The sequence below is a fragment of the Luteococcus struthionis genome (genome assembly GCF_048595755.1).
GTDB lineage: Bacteria > Actinomycetota > Actinomycetes > Propionibacteriales > Propionibacteriaceae > Luteococcus.
Genome location: NZ_CP184360.1, coordinates 2,269,859 through 2,295,188, shown reverse-complemented (window position 1 = coordinate 2,295,188; position 25,330 = coordinate 2,269,859). Strand labels below are relative to the sequence as shown.

Sequence of the window (25,330 nt, the reverse complement as noted above, 5' to 3'; positions counted from 1 at the left end):
TTCGACAGGCTCAGGGATCGTGGCGGGAAACGTTGGCTGAGCCTGTCGAAGCCACTACCGTCAAGGGATGAAGACCAGACAGCTCGGACCGTTCACCGTGAGCGCCATCGGCATGGGCTGCATGCCCCTGTCCATGGGGCGCGACCCCATGCCGTCACTGGACCAGGCGATGGAGACCATCCATGCCGCGCTCGAGGCGGGCATCACCTTCTTCGACACCGCGGACATCTACGCGCCCAGTTGGGACCAGATGGGCCACAACGAGCACGTGCTCGCCATGGGCCTGCGCGGTATCAGCAATCGCGACGAGGTCGTCGTCGCCACCAAGGGCGGCATCACCCGCGGCGAGGGTGAGACGTGGGGCCGCGACGGTTCCAAGGACTACCTGCGTCGCGCCCTGGAGCACTCCCTGAGCCAGCTGGAGGTCGACTGCATCGATCTGTACCAGTGGCACCGTCCCGACCGCTGGAAGGTCTATGGCGAGGTGGTGGAGACCTTCGCCGAGTTCCAGCAGCAGGGCCTGGTGAAGGCGGTCGGCATCAGCAATGCCAATGTCGAGGAGATCGAGATCGCCCGCGACGTGCTGGGCCCCGACGGGCTGGTCAGCGTCCAGAACGAGTTCTCCCCCAGCTTCCGCTGCTCCACCGACACCCTGACGGTGTGCCAGGACAATGGCATCGCCTTCCTGCCGTGGAGCCCGCTGGGCGGCTGCGGTGGCGGCGCGACCGAGGTGGGCAACCGCTTCCAGGCCTTCGGCGACGTGGCCCGCGAGCGTGGTGTCAGCCCGCAGCAGGTGGTGCTGGCCTGGGAGCTGGCCAAGTACGACAAGCTCATCCCCATCCCCGGCGCCAGCCGTCCGGAATCCATCACGGACTCGGCTCAGGCCGTCGATCTCGAGCTGACCGATGAGGAGATCAAGCGCCTCGACGCCTCCCCCGCCTGGCACGACCCGCAGCCCCACCGCTGAGGCTTCGACAGGCTCGGCCAACGACCAAGGCCCCGGATCAATGATCCGGGGCCTTTGCTCTGTACACCGCCAGGGACTCGAACCCTGAACCCGCTGATTAAGAGTCAGCTGCTCTGCCAGTTGAGCTAGCGGTGCGCGCGAGAAGGAACATTACGCCTGCCCGGGGGCCTGTGCAAATTGCGCCTTTCGCTTGGTACACCGCCAGGGACTCGAACCCTGAACCCGCTGATTAAGAGTCAGCTGCTCTGCCAGTTGAGCTAGCGGTGCGCGCGTTGACCAACTATACGCAGGCACCCCACTGCCCGCAAATCGAGCCCGGGTGACCGCCCCTGCCCCACGGACGACGAAGGGTGCCGGGAGGATTCCCGACACCCTTCGCCCCACGCCTCACGAGCGTGTTCAACGGGTCACTTCACGCCTCCGGCGGTCAGGCCAGCGACGATGCGGCGCTGGAAGACCAGCACCATGATCAGCAGCGGCACGGTCACCACGACGCCCGCAGCCATGATGGCGCCGTAGGGGATGTTGAAGGCGCTGTCACCGGTGAACTGCGCCAGCGAGACCGGGGCCGTCATCATCTCGGGCTTGGCAAGGAAGGTCATGGCGAACATGTACTCATTCCAGACCGCAATGAAGGTCAGGATAACGGTGGTGAAGATGCCCGGCGCAGCCAACGGCAGGATGATCTTGCGGAAGGCCGTGGTGGGCGTGCAGCCGTCCACCATGGCCGCCTGCTCCAGCTCGACGGGCAGCTGCCGGAAGAAGGCCGTGAGGTTCCACACACACAGCGGCAGACCGAAGCTGAGCGACGGGATGATCACTGCCTGGTACTGGTTCATCCAGTTGATCGGCAACCACTCGTAGGTGCCGGTGAACATCTTCAGCAGCGGCACCAGGATCGTGATCGCCGGGAACATCGAACACCCGATGATCACGGCCAGCACCAGGGCCTTGCCCTTGAAACGCAGGCGCGCCAGGGCGTAGGCCGCGACGATGCCGAAGAACAAGGTCAGCAGCGTCGTGACGGTGGAGATGATGATCGAGTTGCCGATCGCCGTCACGAAGTTGTTCTTCTCGTTGAAGACGATCTTGAAGTTCTCGACCGAGACCGGATTGGGCAGGTACTCATTGCTGAGGCCCTCGCTGGGCAGCCGCAAGGAGCTGATCACCATCCAGATGAAGGGCAGGATGCAGTACAGGATGATGAAGGCGATGCCGAGGATGGAGGCGATGCCACCCACGATCTCGGCGCCACTCTTCTTGGGCTTGTTGAGCGCCTCCAGCTCCTGGTCGGAGAGCACTTCCTGCCCGGCGGGAACCGCGGCATTCATGGATGCTTGCTGGGTCATGCTGCACTCTCCCCACTGGTGATGGTGCGGTTGTTCGCCTTGGTGCGCGCCACCTGCTGCTTGTGCAGCTTGCGCATCCGCTTGCGCTGCTCGCTCTTGGCCAGCGCCTCGGGATCATTGACCACCTCGGCCCCCAGCAGCTTGATGAACAGGAAGGACACGACCACGATGAGCAGGAAGAGCAGGATCGAGTAGGCGGCGGCCGGTCCGTAACGCTGACTGACGGCCTCGTTGTAGGCGAACATGCTCAGCGTCTCCACCGAGTACTTGTTAGGCCCGATCAAGCCGTAGGGCAGGTCGAACATGCGCATGGTGTCGAGCGTGCGGAAGAGCACCGCGACCACCAGGGCAGGCTTGACCATCGGCAGGGTGATGCGAGTGAACTGCTGCCAGGCGCTGGCACCGTCCACCTTGGCCGCCTCGTAGACCTCGGCGGGAATGGTCTGCAGTCCGGCCAGCGTCAGCAGACCGATGAAGGGAGCGGTCTTCCAGACGTCGGCCATGATGACGGCCCACTGGGAGGCGGATGAGTCACCGAGCCACAGGATCTGCTTGCCGATCAGGCGATTCATCACACCGTTGGCGTCGAAGACCACCATCCACAGCTTTGCCGAGACGATGGTCGGGATCGCCCACGGCACCAGGATGGCGGCGCGTACCAGACCGGTGCCCTTGAACGCCCGGGCCATGATCAAGGCCATCGCCACGCCCAGAATGGTCTCGATCACCACGCAGATGACGGTGAACCAGATGTTGTTGGCAAAGGCGTTCAGCAGTCGTGGCATCTCACCGAAGACGCCGCTCACGGCAGTCGCGTTCGAGGTGAAGGCGTTGACGTAGTTGTCCAGCCCGACGAACTTGGTGCCGCTCTCCGCGAGACCGGTGGTGGGATCGACGCCCTTGCTGGTCTTGTAGAAGGACTCGATCAGGCTCAGGATGATCGGAATGCCAACCACGAAGAGGATGACGGCGAGCGTGGGAGCGACGAGGATCCAGGCAAGGGTGCCTTGCCCGTCACTCAGGGCATTCTTCTTGCCCTTGCGGGGCGCGCCCTGTGTTTCGACAGCAGCGGTGGCCATCGTTTCCCTCCTTTGGGAACGGGGTGGTGGCACAGTGCCCGGCACGAATCGACAGTGATCCGTGCCGGGCAGTGCTCCACCGTGGGTATCAGGCCTGGGTCAGCTCGGTGAGCTTGGTCTGCAGCCCCTCGAAGGTGGCCTTGGGCTCCTTGCCGCTGATCACGTTGTAGGACGCATCCTGGATCGCCTGGGTCACGTCGTTGTACTCGACGGCCTGCGGACGGGGCTTGGCGGTGGCAATGGACTCCTTCAGCACCGGCAGGTAGGGCAGCTGCTTGACCAGGTCGGCGTCGTCGTAGAGCGACTCACGGGTCGGGGCCAGGGTGGCCTTCTGGGCAGCGGTCTTCTGCTGGGCCTCCTCGCCGTACCACTTGATGAAGTCACGCGCGGTACCGAGGTTCTTGGCGGTCTTGCTGATGGCCAGGTTGTGGCCACCCAGCGTGGAGACGCCGGGGCCCTCGAGGCCGGGCAGCGGGGCGACGCCGAACTTGCCGTTCACCTTGGAGGAGCCGTCCTTGGCCTCCATCAGCGAGTAGACATAGGGCCAGTTGCGCAGGAAGACGAGCTTGCCGTCCTGGAAGGCCTGGCGGCTGGGCTCCTCCATCCAGGTGGTGGCCGCCTTGGGGATGGTGCCGTCCTTGAAGGAGTCCTGCAGCCACTGCACGCCCTTGAGCGAGGCCTCGGAGTTCACCTGCGGCTTGCCGTCCTTGTCGAGGAACTCGCCGCCGGCGGAGTTGACGATCTCGGTGATGTTGCAGGTGAGGCCCTCGTACTTCTGGAACTGGCCGCCGTAGCAGTCCAGGCCCTTGCCCTCGGGCAGGGCCTTGACCTTCTCGCAGGCCGACTTCATGTCGGACCAGGTCTTGGGAGCCTCCTTGATGCCGGCCTTGTCGAGCAGGTCCTTGCGGAAGAAGAGCAGCGCGCCGTCCGAGCTGGTCGGGTAGGCGTAGAGCTTGTCGAAGTAGGTAGCGCCCTCCACGGCGGGCTGCAGCATGCCGTCGGTGGGGAACATGTCCTTGGGCAGCTCGTGCACCCACTGCTTGGCGGCGAACTCGGCGGTCCACACGATGTCCAGGTAGAGCACGTCGTAGTTCGAGGCGCCATTGGTGTTGGCATTGTCGACCATCTTCTGGCGCTGCTCATCGGCCGAGGCCGAGAGCTGGACGAAGGTGACCTTCTCGTTGGGGTGTTCCTTGTTCCACTTGTCGAGCAGCGGCTGGACCAGGTTGTTGTTGTCCTTGCCCTGGACGAAGGTGATGGGGCCCTTCTGGTCCCAGTCGAGCGCGGCGGCGCTCTCGTCGGATCCAGCATCGCCACCGCCGCCACAGGCGGCACTGGCCAGAACGGCCGCGACGGACAGACCCGCGATGGCGACGCGCTGCGCCTTCTTCGTGGTTGACATGTGTGATCCTCACTTCTTTGTGGTGACGCCCCCAAATCTCAGGGGCTGGAGGACAGACTAACCACAAGAACCACGCCGACGACCGCTCGGGGACCCATTACGACGAGATTGTTATCTAGACGCGCAAGGTTCTTCCGGTCAAAGGTGTGCCATACGCCGCACCACGCAACATATTCCCTAGCCAAAGTGATTTGGCAGGTTCAAATCCAAAACCATCCGATCTTGTATTTTACCGAGTGGTAGTTCATGGATGTCGCCCCACTCCCCCCAACAAAACAGTGATGCCCCCACGCCACAGGGCATGGGGGCATCACCAGGAAAGTGTGCTTCAGGAGCGCTTGGCTGCCTGCTTGCGAGCGTGCTTGGCCTGCTTGCTGGCCTGCTTCGCCGCCTGCTTGGCCTGCTTGCTGGCCTCCTTGCGCGCCTGCTTGGCCTGCTCGCTGGCCTGCTGGGCCGCCTGCTTCGCGGCCTTCTTGAGCGACTTCTTCTCAGCGGACTTGCCAACCTGACGGACGATGGCTCGCACCACCAAGAGGCTGACGGCCACGGCACCGGCCGCAGCACCGGCCAGGGAGAGGCGATCGGTACGCCACCCGTCCTCGTCCTTGACCTGGCTCTTGGCGTGGTCCACCTCGGTCATCACGAAGGCCTTCGCCTCGTCGACACTGCGCTGCTTGACGGCCTTGGGGTGCACCTCGTTGACCAGGCCCTCCACATTGGCGCCCATCCGAGCACGGGCCGCAGCAATGTCGGCGCGGATCTGCTGTGCCGAGCGGGTGTCGGTCTTCTTGTCAGCCATGGGGTCTCCTGTCTGGCGCTGCACGACGACGGACCGGGAACGGCCCGCACTACGTGACAAGACTATGCCCCAAGCACCGCACGAGGCCACGTGACGGCCAGCCAGGCTGTGCGCTGTTGGCGAACCCCACTAGGGTGTCGTCATGACCGAGCGCCTCACGGCGGGCTCCCCCGCACCTGATTTCGCCCTCCCCGACGCCGACGAGAAGATCGTCCGTCTGTCCGACTTCGCCGGGCAGAAGGTGATCGTCTACTTCTACCCGGCTGCCATGACTCCCGGTTGCACCGTCCAGGCCGTCGACTTCACCGCAGCCCTCGACGAGCTCTCCGACGCCGGCTACCAGGTGATCGGGATCTCCCCCGACACCCCGGCCAAGCTGGCCAGGTTCCGCGACAAGGAAGACCTGCACGTCACGCTGCTCGGCGATCCCGAGCGCACCGTGCTGGACGCCTATGCCGCCTACGGCACGAAGAAGCTGTACGGCAAGGAGATCCAGGGCGTGATCCGCTCCACCTTCATCGTCGACGTCGACGCCGAGGGCAAGGGCACCATCGAGGTGGCGCAGTACAACGTCAGGGCCACCGGGCACGTCGCCAAGCTGCGCCGCGAACTGGGGGTCTGACCCCACCCTGGTCAGCCCAACCGGGCCATGACCTCCTGCGCCTCTTCGACCGTCCCGGGCAAGTGCTCGACCAGGTCGAGGAGGCGCTGTTCGTTCTCCGGGCTCGGATCGCGATGGAAGAAGCGCGCCATCGCGCACAACAGCTCGGCGACGGCGTCCATGTCGTGCTGGGTGCGCGGGCGCCAGTCCTGTCCGTCGCCACGCCGGTGGTCCACCACGGTGTGGGCCAGCTTCAGCTGGAGGCTCGCGGGCAGTGAGGTGATGGGCCAGCCGCCACCGCGGGGATGCAGGGCCAGCAGGACGGCCAGCACCACGTCGGAATCACGCAGCTCGCGTTGCACCACCTTCACCGGCGCGCCGAAGAACCTCCCCAACCCGCGGCGCGGTGGCTCCGGATCCCCCACCGCGGCACGTCGTGCCACCTCGGGCGGATCGGAGACCCATACCGTCGCGCGGTCGCCGGCGCGGCTGGCCGCACCCCACACTGTGGAGACGGCCACCGGTTGCGAGGTCTCCTCCAGACGCCCCCATACCGTGTCCGGCATGGCCTGGCTGAGGAGTTCATAGGGAGCCGAGGCAGGAATGCGAACCGTACGTGACATGGGGAAATGCCTCGATCTGTGGGGAGGGGGCAGGTCTTTCCAGTCTCTCCCACCACCCGGGCAGGACCAACGATCGGCGCCAAGCGTTCAGTGATCGCTCAGTGTCTTGATCGATTCCATGTCTTGATCGAGTGCCGAAGAAGGGACTTGAACCCTCACGCCCGAAGGCACAGGAACCTAAATCCTGCGTGTCTGCCAATTCCACCACTTCGGCTCGGTGCAGCAGTCTAGGGCACATGTGGGGTGGGAAATTCGGTGGCGCCCGATCGGCGGACCCGGCAGGGTGATGCCCATGATCGTCTGCGAGATCGCAGTTCCCACCCGCGACAGCTTCGAGCCGTCCTGGGTGATGGAGCAAAGCGACCAGATTCGACTGGCCGAGGCCCTGGACGTGCTGGGGACCGACGACTTCCACATGCCACTGGCCCTGGGCGTCCATTCGCTGCGCCGCCAGCTGGATTCCTGGCGGGTGAGCCTGGTGGCCGTCGACGGGGTGGCTGCCGATCAACTCCCCGTCGGGCCCCATGGCCTGCCCGAGCTCAGCTGGGAGGCAGAACGTGCCCCGGAACGGGGGCGGGTGCTGGCTGCTGCCGGCCTGACCGGGCATGTGCACGAGAACACGACGCTTGCCGAGCTGCACGTCGTCGTGGCCCGGGAGCATCGTCGCCGTGGCGTGGGACGACTCCTGCTGCAGGCCGCCGAGCAGGTGGCGGCAGGGCGCGGCTGCACCACGCTGCAGTGCTGGACGGACCATCCCCAGGTCCCCGGCGAGCAGGGTTCGGGCCGGCAGCCCACCCTGAGCCCACCCACCGGCTTCGGCACCATCGCCCTCGACGACCCGGCCACCGCCTTCGCCCTGGCCCACGGCTATGCCCTGGAGCAGTGCGAGCGCCATTCCGTCTGCCCGCTGCCGGGTGACGACGACGTCCTGGAGCAGCTGTGGAACCAGTCGCTGCCCCATGCGGAGGGTTACCAGCTGCGCACCATCGTCGACGAGCTTCCGGAGGAATTGCTGGAGCCCTTCGCGGCCATGATGCGCCACTTCACCGAGGAGATGCCCAGCGCCGGGCTCGACTCCGAACCGGAAGACTGGACGCCACAGCGCGTGCGTCGGGCCGAGGAAGCGCGACGAGCCACCGGGGTGCGCAGCCTCACCACCGTGGCCATGGACCTTGCCAGCGGGGCGATGGCCGCCTCCACGAACATCACCACCGATCCCGCGCACGATGAGGTCTGCTACCAACAGCACACCGTCGTCGATGCCGGGCACCGGGGGCATCGGTTGGGGCTGCTCACCAAGATCAAGAACCATCGAGCGGTGGGCGAGCACTTCCGCCAACGACGACGGCTCCACACCTGGAATGCCGGGGAGAACCGCTGGATGCTCGCGATCAACGATCAGCTGGGCTTCGTGGCGGGTGTGACCGAAGGCGCCTGGCAGAAGCGCCTGTGAGCAACCACTCCTGCCAGACACCCAGCCGATCAGAAGACCTTGGTGATCTGCTGCAGGGCTCGTGCCAACCGGTCGCTGTCGCGACGGGTGGAGTAGATGCCCGGAGTGACCCGGACCACCTCTCCCTTGGACACTCCCCCACGCCGCACGGTGAAGACGCGATGGTTGTCCATCAACCAACTGGTGATCGCGGTCGAGTCTGCCTTGGTCACTCGGCCCTCGATGCGGAAGGCGGTCAGCGCGCCGTACATCCGGTCATCCTGCGGGGTGAGGATCTGCAGTCGCGGCACGTCCAGCACCTGTTCCACCCAACGGTCACGCAGGTATTGCAGGCGACGGTGCACGTTCTCCAGGCCCAGGGCCTCGTGGAAGTCGAGGGCCACCTCCAGAGCCAGCAGGTTCGACGAGGTGGTGGTGCCGGTGTGCACCCGTGAGCGAATGTCGGTCTCGGGGTAGTCCAGGTCTCCGTGGTCACGATCGATGCTGGCCAGCTTGTCCTTGCGGATGTACATCACGCCAAGCCCCATCGGGGCGCTGATCCACTTGTGCAGGTTGTAGCCGATGAAGGCGGCACCGAGCTTGTGGGCATCCACGTCCATCTGGCCGATCGAGTGGGCGGCATCCACCACCACGTCCACGCCGCGCTCCTCGGCCATCTCGACGATCTCCCGCACCGGGACCACCAGGCCCGTGCGATGCGACAGATGGGTGATCAGCAGCAGCTTGGCGCGGGGGTGGTCCTTGAGGAAGGTGCGGTAGAAGTCCAGCACGTTCTCATGGGTGGCCGGCTCCGGGATGGCTCGCTTCACCACCTCGGCACCGCGACGGGCACGAAGGTCCTCCATGGCGTACTGCATCGAGTCGTAGTCCAGGTCTGCATACAACACCTGGTCACCCGGCTTGAGCTGGTTGTAACCGCCGATCAGCTTCTGCAGGGCTTCAGTGGCACCGCGGGTGAACACGACCTCGTCCAGGTCGGCACCCACCAGCCGTGCCACTCGCTTGCGGGCCGCCTCCTGCTTGGCTCCGAATTCGGTGCGCATGAAGTAGGAGGAATCGCGCGCCAGCACGTCGGCCCAGTGCTGGAACTCGTCACGCACCCGCACGGGCATCGTCCCGAAGTAGCCGTTCTCATAGTTCACGTAGTCACGGGGGACGTCATATTCACGACGAACCCGCGCCCAGTAGGGCTCATGGCGGGCCAGCCGACGAGCATTGATCTTGGGTGCCACCGGCAGCGGCCGGTGCCCCGGTCGGTGTGCCTTCGCGAAGGCCTGGTCTGCCTGGATGAACTGGCTTCCGACGGCTCCGGCGGCCGAGAGCCCGGCGGCGGAGAGGACTGTTCGACGGTCGAGTTCCATGGTTCGTTCTCCTGTGTGAGGGGGGTGTCACACCAGCCAAGACCACCGATGTGAAGCTCACTTGAACCACCGTCGACCATCCGGTGTTGTGGCCGCGAACAGCGCCACGGGCCGTGGGGACCCTCGCGCTGGCACCATGGAGGGCATGCATCGCCGCCACCTGTTGGGGCTGTCCGCCCTTGCCATCGCTGCCCCGTTGACCGCCTGCGGTCCGCGGAAGCCAGAACCTGCTCCCACGCCGTCCACGACGGTACCGGCCGGCATGGTGCTGCTGGGCGCCGGCGAGACGAAGGCAGAGCTGGCCCAACAGCCGGGGAAGGCGACGGAAGCCACTGGTGAGGCCGCGTGCACCTTCGCAGCTTGGCTGGCCAAGTCCCTGGACCACGACGGTGACCTGTTGGTCTCCCCCACCTCGCTGGCGCTGCCCCTGGCCATGCTCGCCAACGGCGCCAAGGCCGAAAGCCTCAGCGACCTGCTATCCCTGCTGGGCTTCGGCAGCTTGGACGAGCTGAACTCCCAGCTGGGGGCCGTGCAGCAGGCACTGGCCTCGCGCAACCGCAAGGTGGAGAGCGGCCAGCGCAGCGGAGAGGTGGCCCTCGAGGTGTCCAATGCCCTGTGGGCGCAACAGGCAACACCGGTCAGGAAGACCTTCCTGGAGGCCTGCGCCCGTTGGTACGGCTCGGGTGTGCACGGCGTCGACTTCACCGCCTCGCAGCAAGCCGCCGATGCCATCAACGACTGGGCGGCCGAACGCACCAATGACCGCATCAAGGACCTGGTCACCGCCGAGGCAATCACGTCGGAGACCCGGCTGGTGGTGACCAATGCCATCTGGTTCAAGGCGCCCTGGGCCGAGGAGTTCAGCCGCGGCGAGAAACTGAGCTTCACCCATGACGACTCCACCACGACGCCGGTGGAATCCTTCCGCGCAAGCAGCAAGCTCTGGGCCGACGGGCCGGGCTGGCAGGCCAGCGTCCTGGACTACCTGGGCGGTGACCTGGCGATGGCGCTCGTGCTGCCGGAAGAGGGCAAGGACGAGCCGCTGCTGGACGTCTGGGCCGCGGGTGGCCTGCACCGCATGCTCACCGGCTGGCGACGCGCACAGGTGCGGCTCACCGTGCCGCTGTGGCAGCACGAACAGGAGATCGCGCTTCAGGAACCGCTGCGGAAGATGGGGGTCAGGCACCTGTTCGTCGGGGACTCCGACGTCGACCTGACCGGAATCCGCGACGAGGAGCTGGCCGTGACCGCGGCGGTGCAGAAGACGTGGATCTCCGTCGACGAGAAGGGTACCGAGGCGGCGGCCGCCACCGCCCTGACCGTGGGGGCCACCTCGGTGAAAGAGCCGGAGGAGCAGCACGAGCTCGTGCTCGACCGCCCCTTCTGGTACGTCATCTTCGACCGCCAGAGCGCCACGCCGCTCTTCCTCGGACGCGTGGCGAAGCCTTAGGCCTCGACAGGCTCGGCCGGCGGGGAACCAGACTCGGCCGGCGGGGAACCAGGCTCGGCCGAGGCACTGTCCCAGGCCATCGGGAGCGGGCCGTCGGGGCGGGTCAGCGCCTCGTCGTCGGTGCGGAAGGTGCGCACTGGCCCGACGCCGGTCAGGCGGGTCTCGAAGCGCACCGTGACGCGTCCCAGACCGGAGCCCCAGACCCAGCCACGGCCGTGTTCGGGGTGTTCCACCTCGCTGCCGGGGCTCCACTCCCCTCGTCCTCGCCGACGCTGTTGCGGCGCCTCGGTGGTGGTGCGTTCCTCGGTGACCACCACGTCGTCGCCCTCCAGCACGAACAATTCCTCCTGCGCGGCCTGGGTGAAGTTCGCGACGCCCACGCCCAAGAGCCGGATTCCCTCTCGCACGTCGAGCGCATCGAGCAGTTCCCGGGCCACCTGGGAGATGCGCTCGGTGGAGTCGGTGGCGCCGTTGAGGGTGCGCGAGCGGGTCCAGGTGGTGAAGTCACCCAATCGCACCTTGAGGGTGATGGTGCGGGCGAACTGCCCGGAAGCCCTCAGGCGTCCGGCGACGATCGCCGCGTCACGCGAGGCGATGGCCTCCAAGTCCGCGCGATCGGTCAGGTCGGACTCGAAGGTGTCCTCCACCGAGATCGACTTCGCCTCCCGATGGGGACCCACCGGGCGGTCGTCTCGCGCGAAGGCCAGCTCGTGCAGCGCCGGGCCCCAGCTGCGTCCCACCTCGCGCGAAAGCTCCTGCACCTCGGCGCGCTGCAGGTCGGCGACGGTGCGGATGCCCAGCCGGTCGAGTTTCTCCATGGTCACCGGGCCCACTCCGGGCACCGCCCGGGCCGACAGTGGCGAGATGACCTCCACCTCGCTGCCCGGCGGCACCACCACCAGGCCATTGGGTTTGGCCATCTCGCTGGCCACCTTGGCGATGAACTTGCTCGATCCCATCCCCACGCTCGCCGTCAGCCCCTCGGTGCGTTCGAACAGGTCTGCCCGCAACTTCTGCCCCAGGGCGCGCAGGGCATCCAGGTCACGACAGTCGTGGCCACCGGCTTCCAGGTCGACGAAGGCCTCGTCGATGCTCAACGGCTCCACCAGGGGTGACAGCTCGTGCAGCAGTCCCATCACGATCCGGCTCGACTGCCGGTAGGCGTCGAAGCGGCCGCCGAGGAAGGCGGCATGGGGAGCCTTGCGACGGGCCTCGTGGGACGGCATCGCCGAGCGCACCCCGAAGGCCCGTGCCTCGTAACTGGCGGTGGAGACCACGCCGCGCTGCCCCACGCCTCCGACGATCACCGGCTTGCCGCGCAGCGACGGCTTGTCTCGTTGCTCCACCGCCGCGAAGAAGGCGTCCAGGTCAAGGTGCAGGACGCTCGCGGTGGACCTCACGCGGTCACAGGGTGGCCACCACTGCGGTCCAGACCTGCAGCGGGCCGCGCTCGTCGCTGGTCTCGCCGGTGGGAAGCAGCCCCACCTTCTCTGCCACCGCGCAGGCGGCGGCATTGTCGGGACGCAGCACGGCACGCAACTCGGAATCCGGATCGAGCACCTTCAGGGCCGCGATGCCCGCCTTGGCGATCTCCACCGCATAACCCTGGTTGCGGGAGTCCGGCTCGAATCGGTAGTAGAGGCTCCAGGTGCCGTCCGGGTTCTCCTTGCTGCGCCGCACTCCGCCGACGCCCACCGGACGGTCGTGCAGGCTTTCCTTGGCCAGCCAGTAGCCCAGTCCGTCATTGAGCCAGTGCTCCACATTCGCCTCCAGGCCGACGCGGTGGCGCTCGATCGGCACCTCGGGCAGGTCGGAGGCGGAGTACAGGCGTGCCCAGTCGTCCAGGTCGTCGGGGCCGACCGGGACCAGGGTGAGCCGTTCGGTGCGGGTGATCGGGAAGAGCCGGGTGAAGTCGAACTGTCCCCGCGGTTCCCGGTGCAGGAGCAGCCAGTCCTCCGGGTCGATCTCGGGAAAATGCACGCTTCCCTCGGCGGTCTCGTGCACCTGGGTGATGTCGAGTTCGGTGAGGTACTCCCATGCGTTCTCGTAGACCTGGCCACCACCACAGACGAAGCACACGTCGTCGAGGGATTCGGCCAGCTCAAGGGCGAGTTCCACCGAACCGACGGCGAAGCTGGGCGCATCGGGGTCGTCGCTGAGCTCGATCTGCTCGGGATCCCGGCTCACGACGATGGTGGTGCGTCCGGGCAGATAACCCCCGATGGCCTCATGCGTGTGGCGGCCCACGATGATGGGGTGACCCATGGTGGTCGCCTTGAACCGCGCCCAGTCCTCACCGAACTTGAAGGGCTGGTCCTTGCCGTCACCGATCACGCCGTTCTCGCTGACGACGGCAATGGCAATAACTCGCATGGCTGGCCTCCTCGGTTTTCACCCCATCCTGCCATCTGGGTACGACAGTTCGGGGCCGCCGCACCCAGCATCCCCAGTGGCAGATGTCACCCGCCCCAAGCACTCACCAGTGGCGCAGCCGGGCGAAGGCGGCGCACAGCCGGTCGATGTCGGCAGGCTGCACGTCCCCGATCGTCCCCACCCGGAAGGTGACCAGCTGGCTCACCTTGCCCGGGTAGATGACGAATCCCTCCCGCTTGAGCCCTTGGTAGAGCGCTGCGAAGTCGAAGGGGCCCTCGGGGTAGCGGAAGGCGGTGATCACCGGTGACTGGAATCGGCGCTCCACCACGGGATGCAGGCCCAGTGCGGCCAGCCCCTCGACGAGCGTGACCTGGTTGCGGGCCAGGCGATCATGGCGAGCCTCGACGCCGCCCTCCTCGGCCAGCTCGGTCAGCGCCTCGGCGAAGGCATGCACCACATGGGTCGGCGAGGTGAAGCGCCACTTGCCCTCGCCCTGCTCCATGGCGCGCCACTGCCCCACCAGGTCGAGTGCCAGCGAGCGCGGGGCGTGCTGCACCTGCTCCAGCTCGGTGCGGCGCGAGAGCACGAAGCCGAAACCGGGCACGCCCTGGATGCACTTGTTGGCGCTGGAGACCAGGTGGTCGATGCCCAGGCCCGCCAGGTCGATCGGCACGCCGCCAAAGCTGGACATGGCATCCACCAGGAGCTTGCGGCCGGAGGCCGTCACCACCGGCGCCACCTCGTCCAGTGGGTTCAGCACACCGGTGGTGGTCTCGCAGTGCACCACCGCGACGTGGGTGGCCTGGGGGAACTCGGCCAGCCCGCGGTGCGCCACCTCGGCGTCGACGACCCCGACGTCACCGACGTCGACCATGTGGTGGGAGATGCCCAGGACCTGGCAGATCTGTCCGATGCGTCGGCCGTAGGCGCCGTTGGCCAGCACCAGGAGGGCGTGGTCCGGCCCCACCACCGATCCCAGCAGGGATTCCACGACGAAGCTGCCGCTGCCCTGCATCGGAACCGCGACGTACTCGTCAGAACCGGCCAGCTCCACCAGCCGGGAGCGCACCTGCTGGGTGAGCTGGTTGTAGCTGTCGTCCCAGGTGCACCAGTCCTGCAGCATGGCCGCGCGGACCCGCTTGCTGGTGGACAGTGGCCCGGGGGTGAGCAGCAGGTAGTCGTTGTCGGGAACCAGGTCTGGGTTCATCATTCGCCCAGCCCCAGGTGTGCGGGGACGTCCTGGACGCCCTCGAGCACGGCGGTGGCGCCGGCGGCCGTCAACTGGTCGCTGCCGAGGGCGCCGGTCAGCACGCCGATGCTCTGTGCGGCGCCCGATCGCAGGCCGGCCTGCACGTCGGCGACGGTGTCCCCGGCCACCAAGACCTCCGCCATCGAGGCGGTGCCGGTGCGCTCCAGGGCACGATGGACCATGTAGGGCGCCGGGCGCCCGGCCGCCACCTCGTCCGCGCACACCACCGCGTCGAGCTGCCGGCCCACTCCCCAGCCCAGTGCCTCCAGCAACGGTCCGGCCACTTCGCGCGAGAAGCCCGTGGTCAGCGCCACCTTGATGGCGTTGCGGCGCAGGATCGTGAAGGCCTGCTCCACACCGGGCAGTGCGACGGGTGGGGTCTGGCGGTAGTAGGTGCGCAGCAGCTCGACGAAGTCGGCATAGCCCGCGTCGACGACCTGGCTGGTGGGCTCGACCCCTCCCAACCGCAGCAGGTTGGTGATGGCATCGCGCTTCTCGGTGCCCATCCAGGTCTGGAGGTCGTCGTCGGCGACGGTGGCGCCCTGCCTGGTGACGCAGTCGCGCAGGGCGTCGTAGACGCGCCCCTTGTCGTCGATGGTGGTGCCGGCCATGTCGAAGGCACACAGGGTGATGGTCATGCGGACTCCTGGGGGTTGAGGTGGAGCATTGCGGATCGGTTCTCGGCGGTGTTCTCGATGGAGAAGGTGGCCCGGCTGGGCAAGTAGCGGTCGTCGGAGTACTCGATGGGCCTGTCGTCACGTGTGCGGGTGAGACGGCGCACTCGCAGCAGCGGCTCCCCCACCGGGACGCCCAGCAGGGCCGCATCGGTCTGGTCGGCCCCCACCGCGTCGATGGTGTGGCGGCCACGGGCCAGGTCGACGCCCTGGCTGGCCAGGTGGGCGAAGATCGAGCCCGAGTTGGTGTCGAAGGTGAACAGGTGCAACCCGACGTCGAGCACGAAGGTGGTGCGTTCCACCATGGTCGGCACCCCATCGAGGGTGCGCTGGCGCAGCAGCTGCACCACCTGCTCCCCCGGTGGCAGTTCCAGCTCCTCCGCCAGTTCTGCCGGACAGGCCCGACGGGCCATCTCCTCCAGTCGCTGGCCGGCCACCCGACCCATCGACTCCGCCCACTGGGTGAAGGAGATGAAGTGCGAGAAGGACTGGGCCGGCGGCGCCTTGCGCACCCGAGGGGATCGCCCTTGCCCACCCACCAGCAGACCCTCGGTGCGCAGGGCATTGAGTGCCTGCCGCACGGTGCCGCGTGAGGCACCCGTCTCGCGCACGAGTTCGGCCTCGCTGGGGGCGGACTCGCCAGCCGGCCAGACGCCGTCGGCGATGCGACGGCGGAAGTCCTCCGCCAAGGTGACGTGGAGCGGTTCAAGTCGAGCCATGACTTGACCATACAAGTTGACTCGCACCTTGCACAAGGCCCTCCCCACCCACGAATTCCTTGGACGAATGAGCGTGAACTGCAGAGTGAACGTTGCGTTAACTTGTTTATACAAGTAGGAATCTGGCTTGCTTCCCCTGCCCTGCGAGACGTTCGATTGAGCCATGGACATCACGCAGCACCGGCACCCGCTGGTCATCGTCGGAGCCGGCATCATCGGCCTGGCCCACGCCCTCGAGGCACACCGCAGGGGCATTGCCACCCTGGTCATCGACCGGGAGGGGCGCACCACCGGTGCCTCCGTGCGCAACTTCGGACATGCCTGCTTCACGGCCCAGCCCACCGACCTGCTGCCACTAGCCCTGGAATCACGTCACGGCTGGCTCGAGGCCGCCCAGCTCAGCGGCCTGACTGCGCACGAATGCGGCACTCTCGTCGTGGCGCGGACCCCCTTGGAGATGGAACTCCTGGAAGAGCTGCACACCGCCCGGGGACCCGAGCAGGTTGCGCTGCTCACGGCCGGCCAGGCACGAGCCCAGCTGGGAGGGCTGGGAGCGCCCAACCTCATGGGTGGTGCGCACCTGCCGCTGGACATGCGCGTCGACCCCCGCCGGGCGGCCGACCAGCTTGCCGACTGGCTGGCCTCGCAGGGGGTGGCCTTTGCCCGCAACACGCAGGTGGGTGCCATCCATGACGGCGGCGACGAGGTCACCCTGGTCACCAGCCGCGGTGAGGTGACGGCCGAGCGCGTCATCGTCGCCACTGGCCATGACCTGATGCATCTCTTCCCCGATCTGGCCACGCAACACCAGGTGATGCGTTGCACGCTGGCCATGCACCGCGTCGCCAGCCCGGGCGGTGCCCGCATCGACCCGGCAGTGCTCACCACCACCTCGATGCTGCGCTACGGCGTCTTCACCGAACAGGCCGCCGCCCATCGCCTGCGCGAGCACATGCAGCAGACCCGCCCCGAGCTGCTCGAGGCGCTGGCCAATGTGATGTTCACCCAGCTTCCCGACGGCAGCCTGCTCGTCGGAGACACCCATGACTATTCCGACTCACCCCTGCCCTTCGTCCCCGAGCAGCGTTCCGCGCTGGTGCTCGACGAGGCGGCCCGCGTGCTGGGCGTCGAGAAGTTCGACGTCCTCGAACGGTGGCAGGGCGTCTACGCCAACAGCATCCTCGGCCCGCTGCTGGTCACCGAGCACCAGCCGCGCGTCCGCATCGTGACCGTCACATCCGGTGTCGGCATGACCCTGTCCTTCGGCCTGGCTCGCCAGAGCCTGGCCGCCGCCTGACCTGTCTCACCCACCCCCACGGCATCACGCCCCCACGACACAGACCTGGAGAATCCCATGCGAAAGCCTCTTGCCCTTACCCTGACAGCCCTGCTGGCCAGTTCCACGCTGGCTGCCTGCGGCTCCGACGAACCCTCGGCCACCACCGACGCCTCCGGCTTCAGCTGCCCCTCCGAGGGGCTGCGCTTCGGCATCGAGCCCTATGAGGATCCCTCGAAGCTCGAGCCTGCCTACAAGGTGCTGGCCGAATCGCTGTCCAAGCAGCTCGACTGCCCCGTCGAGGTGCAGATCGTCGAGGACTACTCGGCCGAGGTGCTGGCGATGCGCAACAAGCGTCTGGACATCGGCCAGTTCGGGCCGCTCGGCTATGTCTTCGCCAGCCAGAAGGCCAAGGCCGAGCCGCTGGTCTCCTTCGGCGATGCCCAGGGCAAGCTGTCCGGCTACACCGCCGGCATCTGGGTGCCCAAGGACTCCCCCATCAAGAGCGTGGAGGACCTCAAGGGCAAGTCGCTGGCCTTGGGCAGCGTCGGCTCCACCAGCGGTGACGTGCTGCCCCGCTATGCGCTGAAGAAGGCCGGCGTCAACGAGGCCGACGTCAAGACCAACTACGCGGGCGGCCATCCCGAGGCCCTGCTGGCCCTGACCAACAAGACCGTCGATGCGGCCCAGATCAACTCCCAGACCCTGGCCACCGCCACCCGCGAGGGCACCTTCAAGAAGGAGGACTTCCGCCAGGTGTGGAAGTCCGACGAGATCCCCAATGACCCCATTACGGTGCGCGGCTCGCTGGACGAGGGCACCAAGACCGCGATCAAGGACGCCCTGGTGAACCTGCCCAAGGAGGACGTCGCCAAGGTCGGCGAATTCCTGGACGTGACGCCTCCCGGCCCGCTGGTGGAGGTCACCAAGGAGACCTACCAGCCGCTGTTCGACCTTGCCAGCACGATGAACCTCACCGAGGAAGACACCTGATGACCAGCCAGCCCCGTACCCGTCCCCAGAACCAGACCAACACCCAGGGCCGGGCCCACACCAGCGAGGGCGCCTCGCTGCTGACCGTGCGCTCGATGACCAAGGCCTTCGGCGGCCGCAAGGTGCTCGAGGGCATCGACTTCGACGTCCGCGCCGGGGAACTGGTGGCCTTCCTGGGCGCCAACGGCTCCGGCAAGTCCACCACGCTGCGGTGTGTGATGGGCCTGACCGAGCCCGACGAGGGCATGGTGCTGCTCGGGGGCCAGAACCTCTCGGAGCTCAAGGGACACCAGCGTCAGGCCGCCCGGCACCAGGCGGCGATGGTCTTCCAGAAGATCCACCTGGTTCCCCGCCGCACCGCCCTGCAGAATGTCTGCGCCGGAGCGCTGGCCCGGATGGGCACCGCCCAGTCGCTCAGCCCCGCCTTCTACCCCCGCGAGATCAAGGAGGAGGCCATGGGCTGTCTGGAGCGCGTCGGCCTGGCAGACCGGGCCCACGACCGGGCCGGATCGCTGTCTGGCGGGCAGCAGCAGCGCGTCGCCGTGGCCCGGGCCCTGTGCCAGCGGGCCAAGGTGCTGCTGGCCGACGAACCCGTCTCGGCGTTGGATCCTCGCGCCGCCGAGCAGGTGATGCACCTGCTGCGTGACCTTGCCCATTCCGAGAACCTGGCCGTGGCCGCGGTGCTGCACCAGCCAGACCTGGCGCGTCGCCACGCCGACCGCGCCATTGGCCTGGTGCAGGGACGCATGTTGTTCAACCATCCCGCACACGAACTGAGCGAGGACGACCTGGACCTGCTCTACCTGCCCGACCGGGCTCCCGCCGACGCCCACCATCTGATGGAGAAGACAGCATGAGCACCGCAAGCCTGCCCGCGAGCGGCACCCGATCGATTCCCGTCCCCAAGGACCCCGGACACACCCGACGGCTGGTCGGCGGCACGATCGCCGCGGGCGCCCTGGTGGTGCTGCACGCCCTGGCCTTCGAGGGAACGCAGTTCCGCCCCCAGCTGTTGGTGGAGGGCTGGGCCGGCATGGCCGGCTTCCTGGCCGAGGCCGTGCCGCCGGACACCGACTGGCAACGCGTGCTCAAGCCGAGCCTGCAGGCGACCATGGTGACCCTGTGGATCGGCCTGCTGGGAACCACGCTGTCGGTGCCCTTCGCGCTGTTGCTGGCAGTGCTGGGCGCCCGCAACACCACCCCCAACAGCGTCGTCTACCAGGCCTCGCGCGCCATTCTGAGCTTCTTCCGCGCGGTGCCGGACATCGTCTTCGCCCTGATCTTCGTCACCGCCGTCGGCCTGGGACCCTTCGCCGGCGTGCTGGCCCTGATCTGTCACAACACCGGTGTGATGGGCAAGTTGTGGGCCGAGGCGATGGAGGAGGTCGATCCCGGCCCCCAGCAGGCGCTGCGCACAGCCGGGGCCAACGGCATCCAGCAGGTGGCCAATGCCACGCTGCCCCTGGTGCTCGCCCAGTGGACCGGACTGCTGCTCTACCGCTTCGACGTGAACGTGCGCTCGTCGCTGGTGCTGGGCCTGGTGGGCGCCGGCGGCATCGGTCTGCTGATCAACCGTTCGATCAAGAACTTCCAGTTCGACGAGATGCTCACCCACATCCTGGTGGTGCTGGTGCTCATCATCGTGGTGGACCAGGTCTCGGCCTTCATCCGCAAGCGACTGGCGGTCTGAGGCGGAGCGAAGCACGGCGGCCGGGTCTGTCGAGTTCCCTCGGGTGGGGGCCTCGACAGGCTCGGCCGCCGTACACCGTCCCCCTTGGTCATTCCTGACACGAGCGCAGCTCCGAGCCTGCGAGGAGCGGTGCGCGCGAGTGCCGCGGGGGTTCAAGGGGGTCGTCCCCCTTGCTCATTCCTGACACGAGCGCAGCTCCGAGCCTGCGAGGAGCGGTGCGCGCGAGTGCCGCGGGGGTTCAAGGGGGTCGTCCCCCTTGGTCATTCCTGACACGACCGCAGCTCCGAGCCTGCGAGGAGCGGTGCGCGCGAGTGCCGCGGGGGTTCAAGGGGGTCGTCCCCCTTGCTGATCAGACAGCAATGGGCGCCTTGATCCCGGGGTGCGGGTCATAGTTGAGCACCTCGATGTCGGCCAGCTCGAACTTGTCGATCTCACGGACGTCGGGGTTCAACTGCAGTTGCGGCAAGGGCCGCGGTTCACGAGTGAGCTGCAGCCTGGCCTGTTCCACGTGGTTCGAGTACAGGTGGGCGTCGCCGAAGGTGTGCACGAAGTCTCCCACCTCCAAGTCGCAGACCTGCGCCACCAGATGGGTCAGCAGCGCGTAGGAGGCGATGTTGAAGGGCACCCCCAGGAAGAGGTCGGCACTGCGCTGGTAGAGCTGGCAGCTCAGCCGCCCGCGGCCACCGTCGCGGCCGGGCGTCACGTAGAACTGGAACAGTGCATGGCAGGGCGGCAGCGCCATCTGGTCCACGTCGGCCACATTCCACGCGCTGACGATGTGGCGCCGTGAATCCGGATTGGTCTTGATCGACTCGATGACCTTGGCGATCTGGTCGACCGACTCTCCCGAGGGCGTGGGCCAGCTGCGCCACTGGTAGCCGTAGACCGGCCCCAGGTCGCCGTTCGCGTCGGCCCACTCGTCCCAGATGGTGATCTTGTTCTGGTGCAGCCAGGCGATGTTGGTGTCGCCGCGCAGGAACCACAACAGTTCCCCGAAGATGCTGCGGGTGTGCAGTTTCTTGGTGGTGAGCAGGGGAAATCCGTCGGCCAGGTTGAAGCGCATCTGGTGGCCGAAGATGCTGCGCGTGCCGGTGCCGGTCCGGTCGCCCTTCTCGGCCCCCTCGTCCAGCACCAACCGGAGCAGGTCAAGGTACTGCTGCACTGTCAGGACTCCTTCTGGTCGTTGCCGCTGAAGCCGGCGCCTTCCTCGGGCATCTTGAGGTTCAGCAGACCGGCGATGGCCGGGACGATGCGGGCCACGGCCTGGCCGCGGTGCGAGATCTGGTTCTTGTGCTCGGGCGCGAGCTCGGCGCTGGTCAGTCGACGGCCGTCCACTTCCGGCGCGTCGTCGGGGATGAACAGCGGATCGTAGCCGAAGCCGTTCTCGCCGCGCGGCTCGAAGCCCAGCTGCCCGGGCCACTCGGCGCGCAGCGACTCCCAGTGCCGCATCCCGCCCATCTGGTCGGGCACGACGAAGGCCATGGCGCACACGAAACGGGCCTCGCGCTGCCCGGCGGGCACGTCGCTGATCTGGGCCAGCAGCAGCTCGTTGTTGGCCCGGTCATCGGTCTCGCGATCGCCGGTGGGCTTGCCGGCCCAGCGCGAGGAGCGCACGCCGGGGCAGTTGTTGAGCGCGCCCACCTCGATGCCGGAGTCGTCGGCCAGCGCCGGCAGGCCGGTGCGCAAGGCGCACTCGCGAGCCTTGATGAGGGCATTGCCCTCGAAGGTGCGTTCGGTCTCGTCCGGTTCCGGGTAGGGCTCCACGTCGGACAGGCTCAACACCTCGATGGGCAGCTCCAGGCTCAGCATCGCGGCACGCAGCTCGGCGAGCTTCTTGGCATTGTTGGTGGCCAGCACCACCTGGGCGCGGGAGTCGCCCTCCATCACTTGGCCTCGACGGGCTCTGCCAGGGCAGCGGCCTGCTTGTCCTTGAGCTCGGTGCAGCCCTTCAGTCCCAGGTCGAGCAAGCTGTCCAGGGTCGCGCGGTCGAAGGGCACCCCCTCGGCGGTGCCCTGCACCTCGATGAAGTCGCCATTGCCGGCCACCACGATGTTCATGTCGGTGTCGGCGGTGGAGTCCTCGGTGTAGGCCAGGTCCAGCATCGGGGTGCCGTCGACGACGCCCACGCTGATGGCGGCCACCGAGTCCTTGAGCGGCTCCCCCTTGAGGGCACCCTTGCCACGCAGGTATTCCACGGCGTCGGCCAGCGCGACGTAGGCGCCGGTGATCGAGGCGGTGCGGGTACCACCGTCGGCCTGCAGCACGTCGCAGTCGATGACGATGGTGTTCTCGCCCAGCGCCTCGTAGTCGATGACGGCGCGCAGCGCGCGGCCGATCAGACGGCTGATCTCGTGGGTGCGGCCACCGACCTTGCCCTTGCGGGACTCACGACCGCTGCGGGTGTGGGTGGAGCGGGGCAGCATCTCGTACTCGCTGGTCACCCAGCCCTTGCCCTGGCCCTTCATCCAGCGGGGCACGCCCTCCTCGACGCTGGCGGCCACCAGCACGCGGGTCTTGCCGAACTCGATGAGGCACGAGCCCTCCGCGTGGTCGAGCCAGTTGCGGGTGATCCTCACCTCGCGCAGCTGGTCAGCAGCGCGGCCGTCGATACGAGTTGCGGGTGTGGTGGCAGAAGTCATGCGCCAAATCTAGCGGGTGATACCAGACCGACGCCCCATCCATCAGTGCAGCAGGGCGAAGCTGCCGCCCACCAGGACAGCGCACAGCAGCGCCCCCACCACCACCTGGCCGGTGCTGTGCCGTCCGGCGCGCCAGCGCGCCCAGGCCAGCAGACCCAGCAGTGGAAGGCTCACCGCCACCGTCCACCATCCCACCTCGACGGCGACGACGGAGCCCATCGCCGCCAGCACGCCCGAGTGGAAGGAGGCCTTGTACCGCACGCTGATCGCGGTCATCGCCACCAGGCCCACCAGCACCGAGGTGACGAAGGCCAGCAGCACCGCGGGAGCCTGCAGTCCCACGAGCAGGGCCAGGCCGAGCAGCACCATGGCGATCACCAGCCCCAAGGGCTTGACGCGCTCCTCGCGGCGCACCACCTGCAGGTCGGAGACCCAACCGCGGCGCACACACACCTCCAGCACCGCCAGGGGTGAGACCACGACGAACAGCGCGGCCAGGGCCACCCATCCGAGCCCGGCCAGGGCGTGTGGCCACATGCCGTGCAGGATCGTCACCAGCAGGCCGGTGAACAGCGTCATCGTCGGGTCGAGCACGACGGCCACCGCATCGGCCAGCACGGATCGGGGACGGGCCTGCAACCGGGCCAGGTCAGGGTGGTCCTGACGCTGGCCCGGTGCGGGCGCCTCAGCGACCAAGGGCCTCGGCCTCGGCACCGATGGTGGTGGAGTCGCCATGGCCGGTGTGCACCACGGTCTCGTCGGGCAGCGCGAAGAGCTTCTCGCGGATGCTCTGCTCCAGCACCTCACGGCTGGAGAAGGAGCGGCCCGTGGCGCCGGGGCCACCCTGGAACAGGGTGTCACCGGTGAAGACGACGGCCAGGCTCGGCACGTAGAGGCACACGCCGCCGGGTGCGTGGCCGGGCGTGTGCAGCACGCGCACGTCGTGGCCGCACACGTCGAGCACCTGACCGTCGGCCAGCGGCAGGTCGGGGTCGCGGTCGGGGTGGGTCAGCTTCCACAGTTCCGCGTCGTCGGGGTGCAGCATGATCGGGGCATCCACCCGAGCAGCCAGTTCCGGGGCGAAGCGGACGTGGTCGTCGTGGGCGTGGGTGCAGATCACGGCCTGCACGCTGCGCCCGGCCACCACGTCGAGGATCGCCTCGACGCTGTGCGGGGCGTCGATCACCACGCACTGGGTGTCATCGCCCAGCACCCACACATTGTTGTCGACGTCGAAGGTCTCGCCGTCCAGGCTGAAGGTGCCGCTGACGACGGCATGGTCAATCCGCAGGGTCATGATGTCCTCCCTCGTGGGGCCTCGACAAGCTCGGCCACCGTCTTGTGCTTTCCGGTGATGCTGGGTCAGTCGATGGCGACGACGCTGCGCAGCACGTCGCCCTGGGCCATCTTGCCAAAGGCCTCCTCCACCTGATCCAGGCCGATCTTCTCGGTGACGAAAGCGTCCAGCGGCAGGCGGCCCTGCAGGTAGAGATCCACCAGCATCGGGAAGTCGCGGCTGGGCAGGCAGTCGCCGTACCAGGAGCTCTTGATGGCACCGCCGCGGCTGAAGATCTCGATCAGCGGGGTCTCCCAGACCATGTCGGGGGTCGGCACGCCCACCAGCACCACGCGGCCGGCCAGGTCACGAGCCTCGAAGGCCTGCTGGAAGGTCTCGGGACGGCCCACGGCGTCCACCACCACGTCGGCACCGTTGCCGTCGCAGATGTCCTTGACCTGCTGCACGACGGTGTCGTCGGTGGAGTGCACGGTGTGGGTGGCGCCCAGCGTGCGGGCGGTCTCCAGCTTGCGCTCGTCACGGTCGATGGCGACGATCGTGGTCGCCCCGGCGAGCTTCGCACCCGCCACCGAGGCCATGCCGACACCGCCCAGACCGATGACGGCCACGGACTCGCCGCGCTTGACCTCACCCGTGTTGAGTGCCGCGCCCAGACCGGCCATCACACCGCACCCGAGCAGGCCGGCCACGGCGGGTTCGGCCTTCTCGTTGACGATGGTGCACTGCCCGGCGGCCACCAGGGTCTTCTCGGCGAAGGCGCCGATGCCCAGGGCGGGCGTCAGCTCGGTGCCGTCGGTCAGCGTCATCTTCTGGGTGGCATTGGCGGTGTCGAAGCAGTACCAGGGCTCGCCCTTGAGGCAGGCCCGGCACTGGCCGCAGACGGCGCGCCAGTTGAGCACCACGTAGTCACCGGGCTTCACATTGGTGACGTCCTCGCCGACGGCCTCGACGATGCCGGCGGCCTCATGGCCCAGCAGGAAGGGGAAGTCGTCGTTGATGCCACCCTGCTTGTAGTGCAGGTCGGTGTGGCAGACGCCGCAGGCCTGCACCTTGACCACGGCCTCGCCCGGGCCGGGATCGGGCACGACGATGTCGACGAGCTCGACGGCGGCGTCCTTCGAGCGGGAGATGACTGCCTTGACGGTCTGGGACATGGGGACGGTTCCTCCTGGTGGTGGCGGGTGGTGTGTCTGGTGGGTGACATGCGAACAGCCCAGTCACCGCGTCGGGTGGCTGGGCCGCTCAGAGGTGTCAGCGGGGGCAGGTGCAGCGGTCCTCGGGCTTGACGTCCTTCAGGGCTTCCTCGATGTGCTCCCCGCATCCCTGCCAGGTGGGC

General features: G+C 67.6%; 25 protein-coding genes and 3 tRNA genes. 8 read left to right on the top strand and 20 right to left on the bottom strand.

The features are described from left to right. Positions 1 to 67: 67 nt before the first annotated feature. The gene (locus ACOAMO_RS10600; protein ID WP_420174760.1) at positions 68 to 967 is read left to right on the top strand and encodes an aldo/keto reductase; all 900 of its coding nucleotides are present in this window, start codon (positions 68 to 70) and stop codon (positions 965 to 967) included. Positions 968 to 1,029: 62 nt separating this feature from the next. On the opposite strand, the gene ACOAMO_RS10595 is transcribed toward ACOAMO_RS10600, so the two are convergent. The 6 genes from ACOAMO_RS10595 to ACOAMO_RS10570 all read right to left on the bottom strand — a co-directional run bounded on the left by ACOAMO_RS10595 (position 1,030) and on the right by ACOAMO_RS10570 (position 5,596). After that, a tRNA-Lys gene (locus ACOAMO_RS10595) sits at positions 1,030 to 1,102 on the bottom strand. Positions 1,103 to 1,158: 56 nt separating this feature from the next. After that, positions 1,159 to 1,234 (bottom strand) — tRNA-Lys (locus ACOAMO_RS10590). A gap of 140 nt (positions 1,235 to 1,374) precedes the next feature. Continuing rightward, positions 1,375 to 2,316, bottom strand: coding sequence for a carbohydrate ABC transporter permease (locus ACOAMO_RS10585; protein WP_420174759.1), 942 nt, complete (start codon positions 2,314 to 2,316; stop codon positions 1,375 to 1,377). Continuing rightward, positions 2,313 to 3,395, bottom strand: coding sequence for a carbohydrate ABC transporter permease (locus ACOAMO_RS10580; RefSeq protein WP_420174758.1), 1,083 nt, complete (start codon positions 3,393 to 3,395; stop codon positions 2,313 to 2,315). The genes ACOAMO_RS10585 and ACOAMO_RS10580 overlap by 4 nt, the downstream gene beginning before the upstream one ends. A gap of 88 nt (positions 3,396 to 3,483) precedes the next feature. Next, on the bottom strand, positions 3,484 to 4,797 hold the full coding sequence (locus ACOAMO_RS10575; protein ID WP_420174757.1) for an ABC transporter substrate-binding protein: 1,314 nt from the start codon (positions 4,795 to 4,797) through the stop codon (positions 3,484 to 3,486). Positions 4,798 to 5,125: 328 nt separating this feature from the next. Continuing rightward, positions 5,126 to 5,596, bottom strand: coding sequence for a DUF3618 domain-containing protein (locus tag ACOAMO_RS10570; protein ID WP_420174756.1), 471 nt, complete (start codon positions 5,594 to 5,596; stop codon positions 5,126 to 5,128). A gap of 142 nt (positions 5,597 to 5,738) precedes the next feature. Here ACOAMO_RS10570 and bcp point away from each other — a divergent pair, with 142 nt between their 5' ends. Continuing rightward, a complete protein-coding gene (bcp, locus tag ACOAMO_RS10565; RefSeq protein ID WP_420174755.1) occupies positions 5,739 to 6,218 on the top strand; it encodes a thioredoxin-dependent thiol peroxidase in 480 nt (159 codons plus the stop codon). An 11-nt stretch (positions 6,219 to 6,229) separates the two neighbouring features. Here bcp and ACOAMO_RS10560 read toward each other — a convergent pair whose 3' ends face one another. Further along, a complete protein-coding gene (locus tag ACOAMO_RS10560; protein WP_420174754.1) occupies positions 6,230 to 6,820 on the bottom strand; it encodes a hypothetical protein in 591 nt (196 codons plus the stop codon). A gap of 132 nt (positions 6,821 to 6,952) precedes the next feature. After that, positions 6,953 to 7,034 (bottom strand) — tRNA-Leu (locus ACOAMO_RS10555). 78 nt (positions 7,035 to 7,112) lie between these two features. On the opposite strand from ACOAMO_RS10555, the gene ACOAMO_RS10550 reads away from it, so the two are divergent. Further along, positions 7,113 to 8,273 (top strand): GNAT family N-acetyltransferase, encoded by a 1,161-nt coding sequence (locus tag ACOAMO_RS10550; protein WP_420174753.1) that lies wholly within the window; start codon positions 7,113 to 7,115, stop codon positions 8,271 to 8,273. A gap of 29 nt (positions 8,274 to 8,302) precedes the next feature. On the opposite strand, the gene ACOAMO_RS10545 is transcribed toward ACOAMO_RS10550, so the two are convergent. After that, positions 8,303 to 9,634: an aminotransferase class V-fold PLP-dependent enzyme gene (locus tag ACOAMO_RS10545; protein ID WP_420174752.1), complete on the bottom strand. Its 1,332-nt coding sequence runs from the start codon at positions 9,632 to 9,634 to the stop codon at positions 8,303 to 8,305. A gap of 145 nt (positions 9,635 to 9,779) precedes the next feature. Between ACOAMO_RS10545 and ACOAMO_RS10540 the strand changes: the two genes are divergently transcribed. Next, positions 9,780 to 11,084: a serpin family protein gene (locus ACOAMO_RS10540; RefSeq protein ID WP_420174751.1), complete on the top strand. Its 1,305-nt coding sequence runs from the start codon at positions 9,780 to 9,782 to the stop codon at positions 11,082 to 11,084. On the opposite strand, the gene ACOAMO_RS10535 is transcribed toward ACOAMO_RS10540, so the two are convergent. The 5 genes from ACOAMO_RS10535 to ACOAMO_RS10515 all read right to left on the bottom strand — a co-directional run bounded on the left by ACOAMO_RS10535 (position 11,081) and on the right by ACOAMO_RS10515 (position 16,099). After that, positions 11,081 to 12,484, bottom strand: coding sequence for a DNA polymerase IV (locus ACOAMO_RS10535; RefSeq protein WP_420174750.1), 1,404 nt, complete (start codon positions 12,482 to 12,484; stop codon positions 11,081 to 11,083). The two genes, ACOAMO_RS10540 and ACOAMO_RS10535, sit on opposite strands and share 4 nt — an antisense overlap. A 4-nt stretch (positions 12,485 to 12,488) precedes the next feature. After that, positions 12,489 to 13,457, bottom strand: a complete 969-nt coding sequence (locus ACOAMO_RS10530; RefSeq protein WP_420174749.1) for a dihydrofolate reductase — start codon at positions 13,455 to 13,457, stop codon at positions 12,489 to 12,491. A gap of 103 nt (positions 13,458 to 13,560) precedes the next feature. Further along, positions 13,561 to 14,667 (bottom strand): 2-aminoethylphosphonate--pyruvate transaminase, encoded by a 1,107-nt coding sequence (phnW, locus tag ACOAMO_RS10525; protein WP_420174748.1) that lies wholly within the window; start codon positions 14,665 to 14,667, stop codon positions 13,561 to 13,563. Beyond that, on the bottom strand, positions 14,664 to 15,344 hold the full coding sequence (locus tag ACOAMO_RS10520; RefSeq protein WP_420174747.1) for a phosphonatase-like hydrolase: 681 nt from the start codon (positions 15,342 to 15,344) through the stop codon (positions 14,664 to 14,666). The genes phnW and ACOAMO_RS10520 overlap by 4 nt, the downstream gene beginning before the upstream one ends. Next, a complete protein-coding gene (locus tag ACOAMO_RS10515) occupies positions 15,341 to 16,099 on the bottom strand; it encodes a GntR family transcriptional regulator (protein WP_420174746.1) in 759 nt (252 codons plus the stop codon). The genes ACOAMO_RS10520 and ACOAMO_RS10515 overlap by 4 nt, the downstream gene beginning before the upstream one ends. A 163-nt stretch (positions 16,100 to 16,262) precedes the next feature. Here ACOAMO_RS10515 and ACOAMO_RS10510 point away from each other — a divergent pair, with 163 nt between their 5' ends. The 4 genes from ACOAMO_RS10510 to phnE are packed head-to-tail and all read left to right on the top strand — an operon-like array spanning position 16,263 to position 20,058. Further along, positions 16,263 to 17,396: a TIGR03364 family FAD-dependent oxidoreductase gene (locus tag ACOAMO_RS10510; RefSeq protein WP_420174745.1), complete on the top strand. Its 1,134-nt coding sequence runs from the start codon at positions 16,263 to 16,265 to the stop codon at positions 17,394 to 17,396. A gap of 57 nt (positions 17,397 to 17,453) precedes the next feature. Next, positions 17,454 to 18,368 carry a phosphate/phosphite/phosphonate ABC transporter substrate-binding protein gene (locus ACOAMO_RS10505; protein ID WP_420174744.1) on the top strand — a complete coding sequence of 305 codons (915 nt, stop codon included), beginning with the start codon at positions 17,454 to 17,456 and terminating at the stop codon, positions 18,366 to 18,368. After that, positions 18,368 to 19,225 carry a phosphonate ABC transporter ATP-binding protein gene (locus ACOAMO_RS10500; protein WP_420174743.1) on the top strand — a complete coding sequence of 286 codons (858 nt, stop codon included), beginning with the start codon at positions 18,368 to 18,370 and terminating at the stop codon, positions 19,223 to 19,225. The genes ACOAMO_RS10505 and ACOAMO_RS10500 overlap by 1 nt, the downstream gene beginning before the upstream one ends. After that, positions 19,222 to 20,058 carry a phosphonate ABC transporter, permease protein PhnE gene (gene phnE / locus ACOAMO_RS10495; protein WP_420174742.1) on the top strand — a complete coding sequence of 279 codons (837 nt, stop codon included), beginning with the start codon at positions 19,222 to 19,224 and terminating at the stop codon, positions 20,056 to 20,058. The genes ACOAMO_RS10500 and phnE overlap by 4 nt, the downstream gene beginning before the upstream one ends. A 349-nt stretch (positions 20,059 to 20,407) precedes the next feature. On the opposite strand, the gene ACOAMO_RS10490 is transcribed toward phnE, so the two are convergent. From ACOAMO_RS10490 to ACOAMO_RS10465, 6 genes are all read right to left on the bottom strand, one after another. Continuing rightward, positions 20,408 to 21,220, bottom strand: a complete 813-nt coding sequence (locus tag ACOAMO_RS10490; protein WP_420174741.1) for a thymidylate synthase — start codon at positions 21,218 to 21,220, stop codon at positions 20,408 to 20,410. A 2-nt stretch (positions 21,221 to 21,222) separates the two neighbouring features. Then, entirely contained in the window at positions 21,223 to 21,942 is a 720-nt protein-coding gene (locus tag ACOAMO_RS10485) for a non-canonical purine NTP pyrophosphatase (RefSeq protein ID WP_420174740.1), read from the bottom strand. Then, positions 21,942 to 22,697, bottom strand: a complete 756-nt coding sequence (gene rph / locus ACOAMO_RS10480; protein ID WP_420174739.1) for a ribonuclease PH — start codon at positions 22,695 to 22,697, stop codon at positions 21,942 to 21,944. The genes ACOAMO_RS10485 and rph overlap by 1 nt, the downstream gene beginning before the upstream one ends. A gap of 42 nt (positions 22,698 to 22,739) precedes the next feature. Beyond that, a complete protein-coding gene (locus ACOAMO_RS10475; RefSeq protein WP_420174738.1) occupies positions 22,740 to 23,393 on the bottom strand; it encodes a hypothetical protein in 654 nt (217 codons plus the stop codon). Further along, on the bottom strand, positions 23,383 to 23,994 hold the full coding sequence (locus tag ACOAMO_RS10470; RefSeq protein ID WP_420174737.1) for an MBL fold metallo-hydrolase: 612 nt from the start codon (positions 23,992 to 23,994) through the stop codon (positions 23,383 to 23,385). Before ACOAMO_RS10470 ends, ACOAMO_RS10475 begins: the two co-directional genes overlap by 11 nt. A 65-nt stretch (positions 23,995 to 24,059) precedes the next feature. Further along, a complete protein-coding gene (locus ACOAMO_RS10465; RefSeq protein ID WP_420174736.1) occupies positions 24,060 to 25,148 on the bottom strand; it encodes an S-(hydroxymethyl)mycothiol dehydrogenase in 1,089 nt (362 codons plus the stop codon). Positions 25,149 to 25,330: the final 182 nt, after the last annotated feature.

Excerpts from the sequence above, each read along its gene's own strand:
- ACOAMO_RS10515 (WP_420174746.1), bottom strand. The coding sequence starts at position 16,099 with ATGGCTCGACTTGAACCGCTCCACGTCACCTTGGCGGAGGACTTCCGC.
- ACOAMO_RS10520 (WP_420174747.1), bottom strand. The coding sequence starts at position 15,344 with ATGACCATCACCCTGTGTGCCTTCGACATGGCCGGCACCACCATCGAC.
- ACOAMO_RS10465 (WP_420174736.1), bottom strand. The coding sequence starts at position 25,148 with ATGTCCCAGACCGTCAAGGCAGTCATCTCCCGCTCGAAGGACGCCGCC.
- ACOAMO_RS10570 (WP_420174756.1), bottom strand. The coding sequence starts at position 5,596 with ATGGCTGACAAGAAGACCGACACCCGCTCGGCACAGCAGATCCGCGCC.
- ACOAMO_RS10500 (WP_420174743.1), top strand. The coding sequence starts at position 18,368 with ATGACCAGCCAGCCCCGTACCCGTCCCCAGAACCAGACCAACACCCAG.
- ACOAMO_RS10575 (WP_420174757.1), bottom strand. The coding sequence starts at position 4,797 with ATGTCAACCACGAAGAAGGCGCAGCGCGTCGCCATCGCGGGTCTGTCC.
- ACOAMO_RS10600 (WP_420174760.1), top strand. The coding sequence starts at position 68 with ATGAAGACCAGACAGCTCGGACCGTTCACCGTGAGCGCCATCGGCATG.
- ACOAMO_RS10540 (WP_420174751.1), top strand. The coding sequence starts at position 9,780 with ATGCATCGCCGCCACCTGTTGGGGCTGTCCGCCCTTGCCATCGCTGCC.
- ACOAMO_RS10545 (WP_420174752.1), bottom strand. The coding sequence starts at position 9,634 with ATGGAACTCGACCGTCGAACAGTCCTCTCCGCCGCCGGGCTCTCGGCC.
- ACOAMO_RS10550 (WP_420174753.1), top strand. The coding sequence starts at position 7,113 with ATGATCGTCTGCGAGATCGCAGTTCCCACCCGCGACAGCTTCGAGCCG.
- ACOAMO_RS10530 (WP_420174749.1), bottom strand. The coding sequence starts at position 13,457 with ATGCGAGTTATTGCCATTGCCGTCGTCAGCGAGAACGGCGTGATCGGT.
- ACOAMO_RS10505 (WP_420174744.1), top strand. The coding sequence starts at position 17,454 with ATGCGAAAGCCTCTTGCCCTTACCCTGACAGCCCTGCTGGCCAGTTCC.
- phnW (WP_420174748.1), bottom strand. The coding sequence starts at position 14,667 with ATGATGAACCCAGACCTGGTTCCCGACAACGACTACCTGCTGCTCACC.
- bcp (WP_420174755.1), top strand. The coding sequence starts at position 5,739 with ATGACCGAGCGCCTCACGGCGGGCTCCCCCGCACCTGATTTCGCCCTC.
- rph (WP_420174739.1), bottom strand. The coding sequence starts at position 22,697 with ATGACTTCTGCCACCACACCCGCAACTCGTATCGACGGCCGCGCTGCT.
- ACOAMO_RS10560 (WP_420174754.1), bottom strand. The coding sequence starts at position 6,820 with ATGTCACGTACGGTTCGCATTCCTGCCTCGGCTCCCTATGAACTCCTC.
- ACOAMO_RS10470 (WP_420174737.1), bottom strand. The coding sequence starts at position 23,994 with ATGACCCTGCGGATTGACCATGCCGTCGTCAGCGGCACCTTCAGCCTG.
- ACOAMO_RS10585 (WP_420174759.1), bottom strand. The coding sequence starts at position 2,316 with ATGACCCAGCAAGCATCCATGAATGCCGCGGTTCCCGCCGGGCAGGAA.
- ACOAMO_RS10580 (WP_420174758.1), bottom strand. The coding sequence starts at position 3,395 with ATGGCCACCGCTGCTGTCGAAACACAGGGCGCGCCCCGCAAGGGCAAG.
- ACOAMO_RS10485 (WP_420174740.1), bottom strand. The coding sequence starts at position 21,942 with ATGGAGGGCGACTCCCGCGCCCAGGTGGTGCTGGCCACCAACAATGCC.
- phnE (WP_420174742.1), top strand. The coding sequence starts at position 19,222 with ATGAGCACCGCAAGCCTGCCCGCGAGCGGCACCCGATCGATTCCCGTC.
- ACOAMO_RS10510 (WP_420174745.1), top strand. The coding sequence starts at position 16,263 with ATGGACATCACGCAGCACCGGCACCCGCTGGTCATCGTCGGAGCCGGC.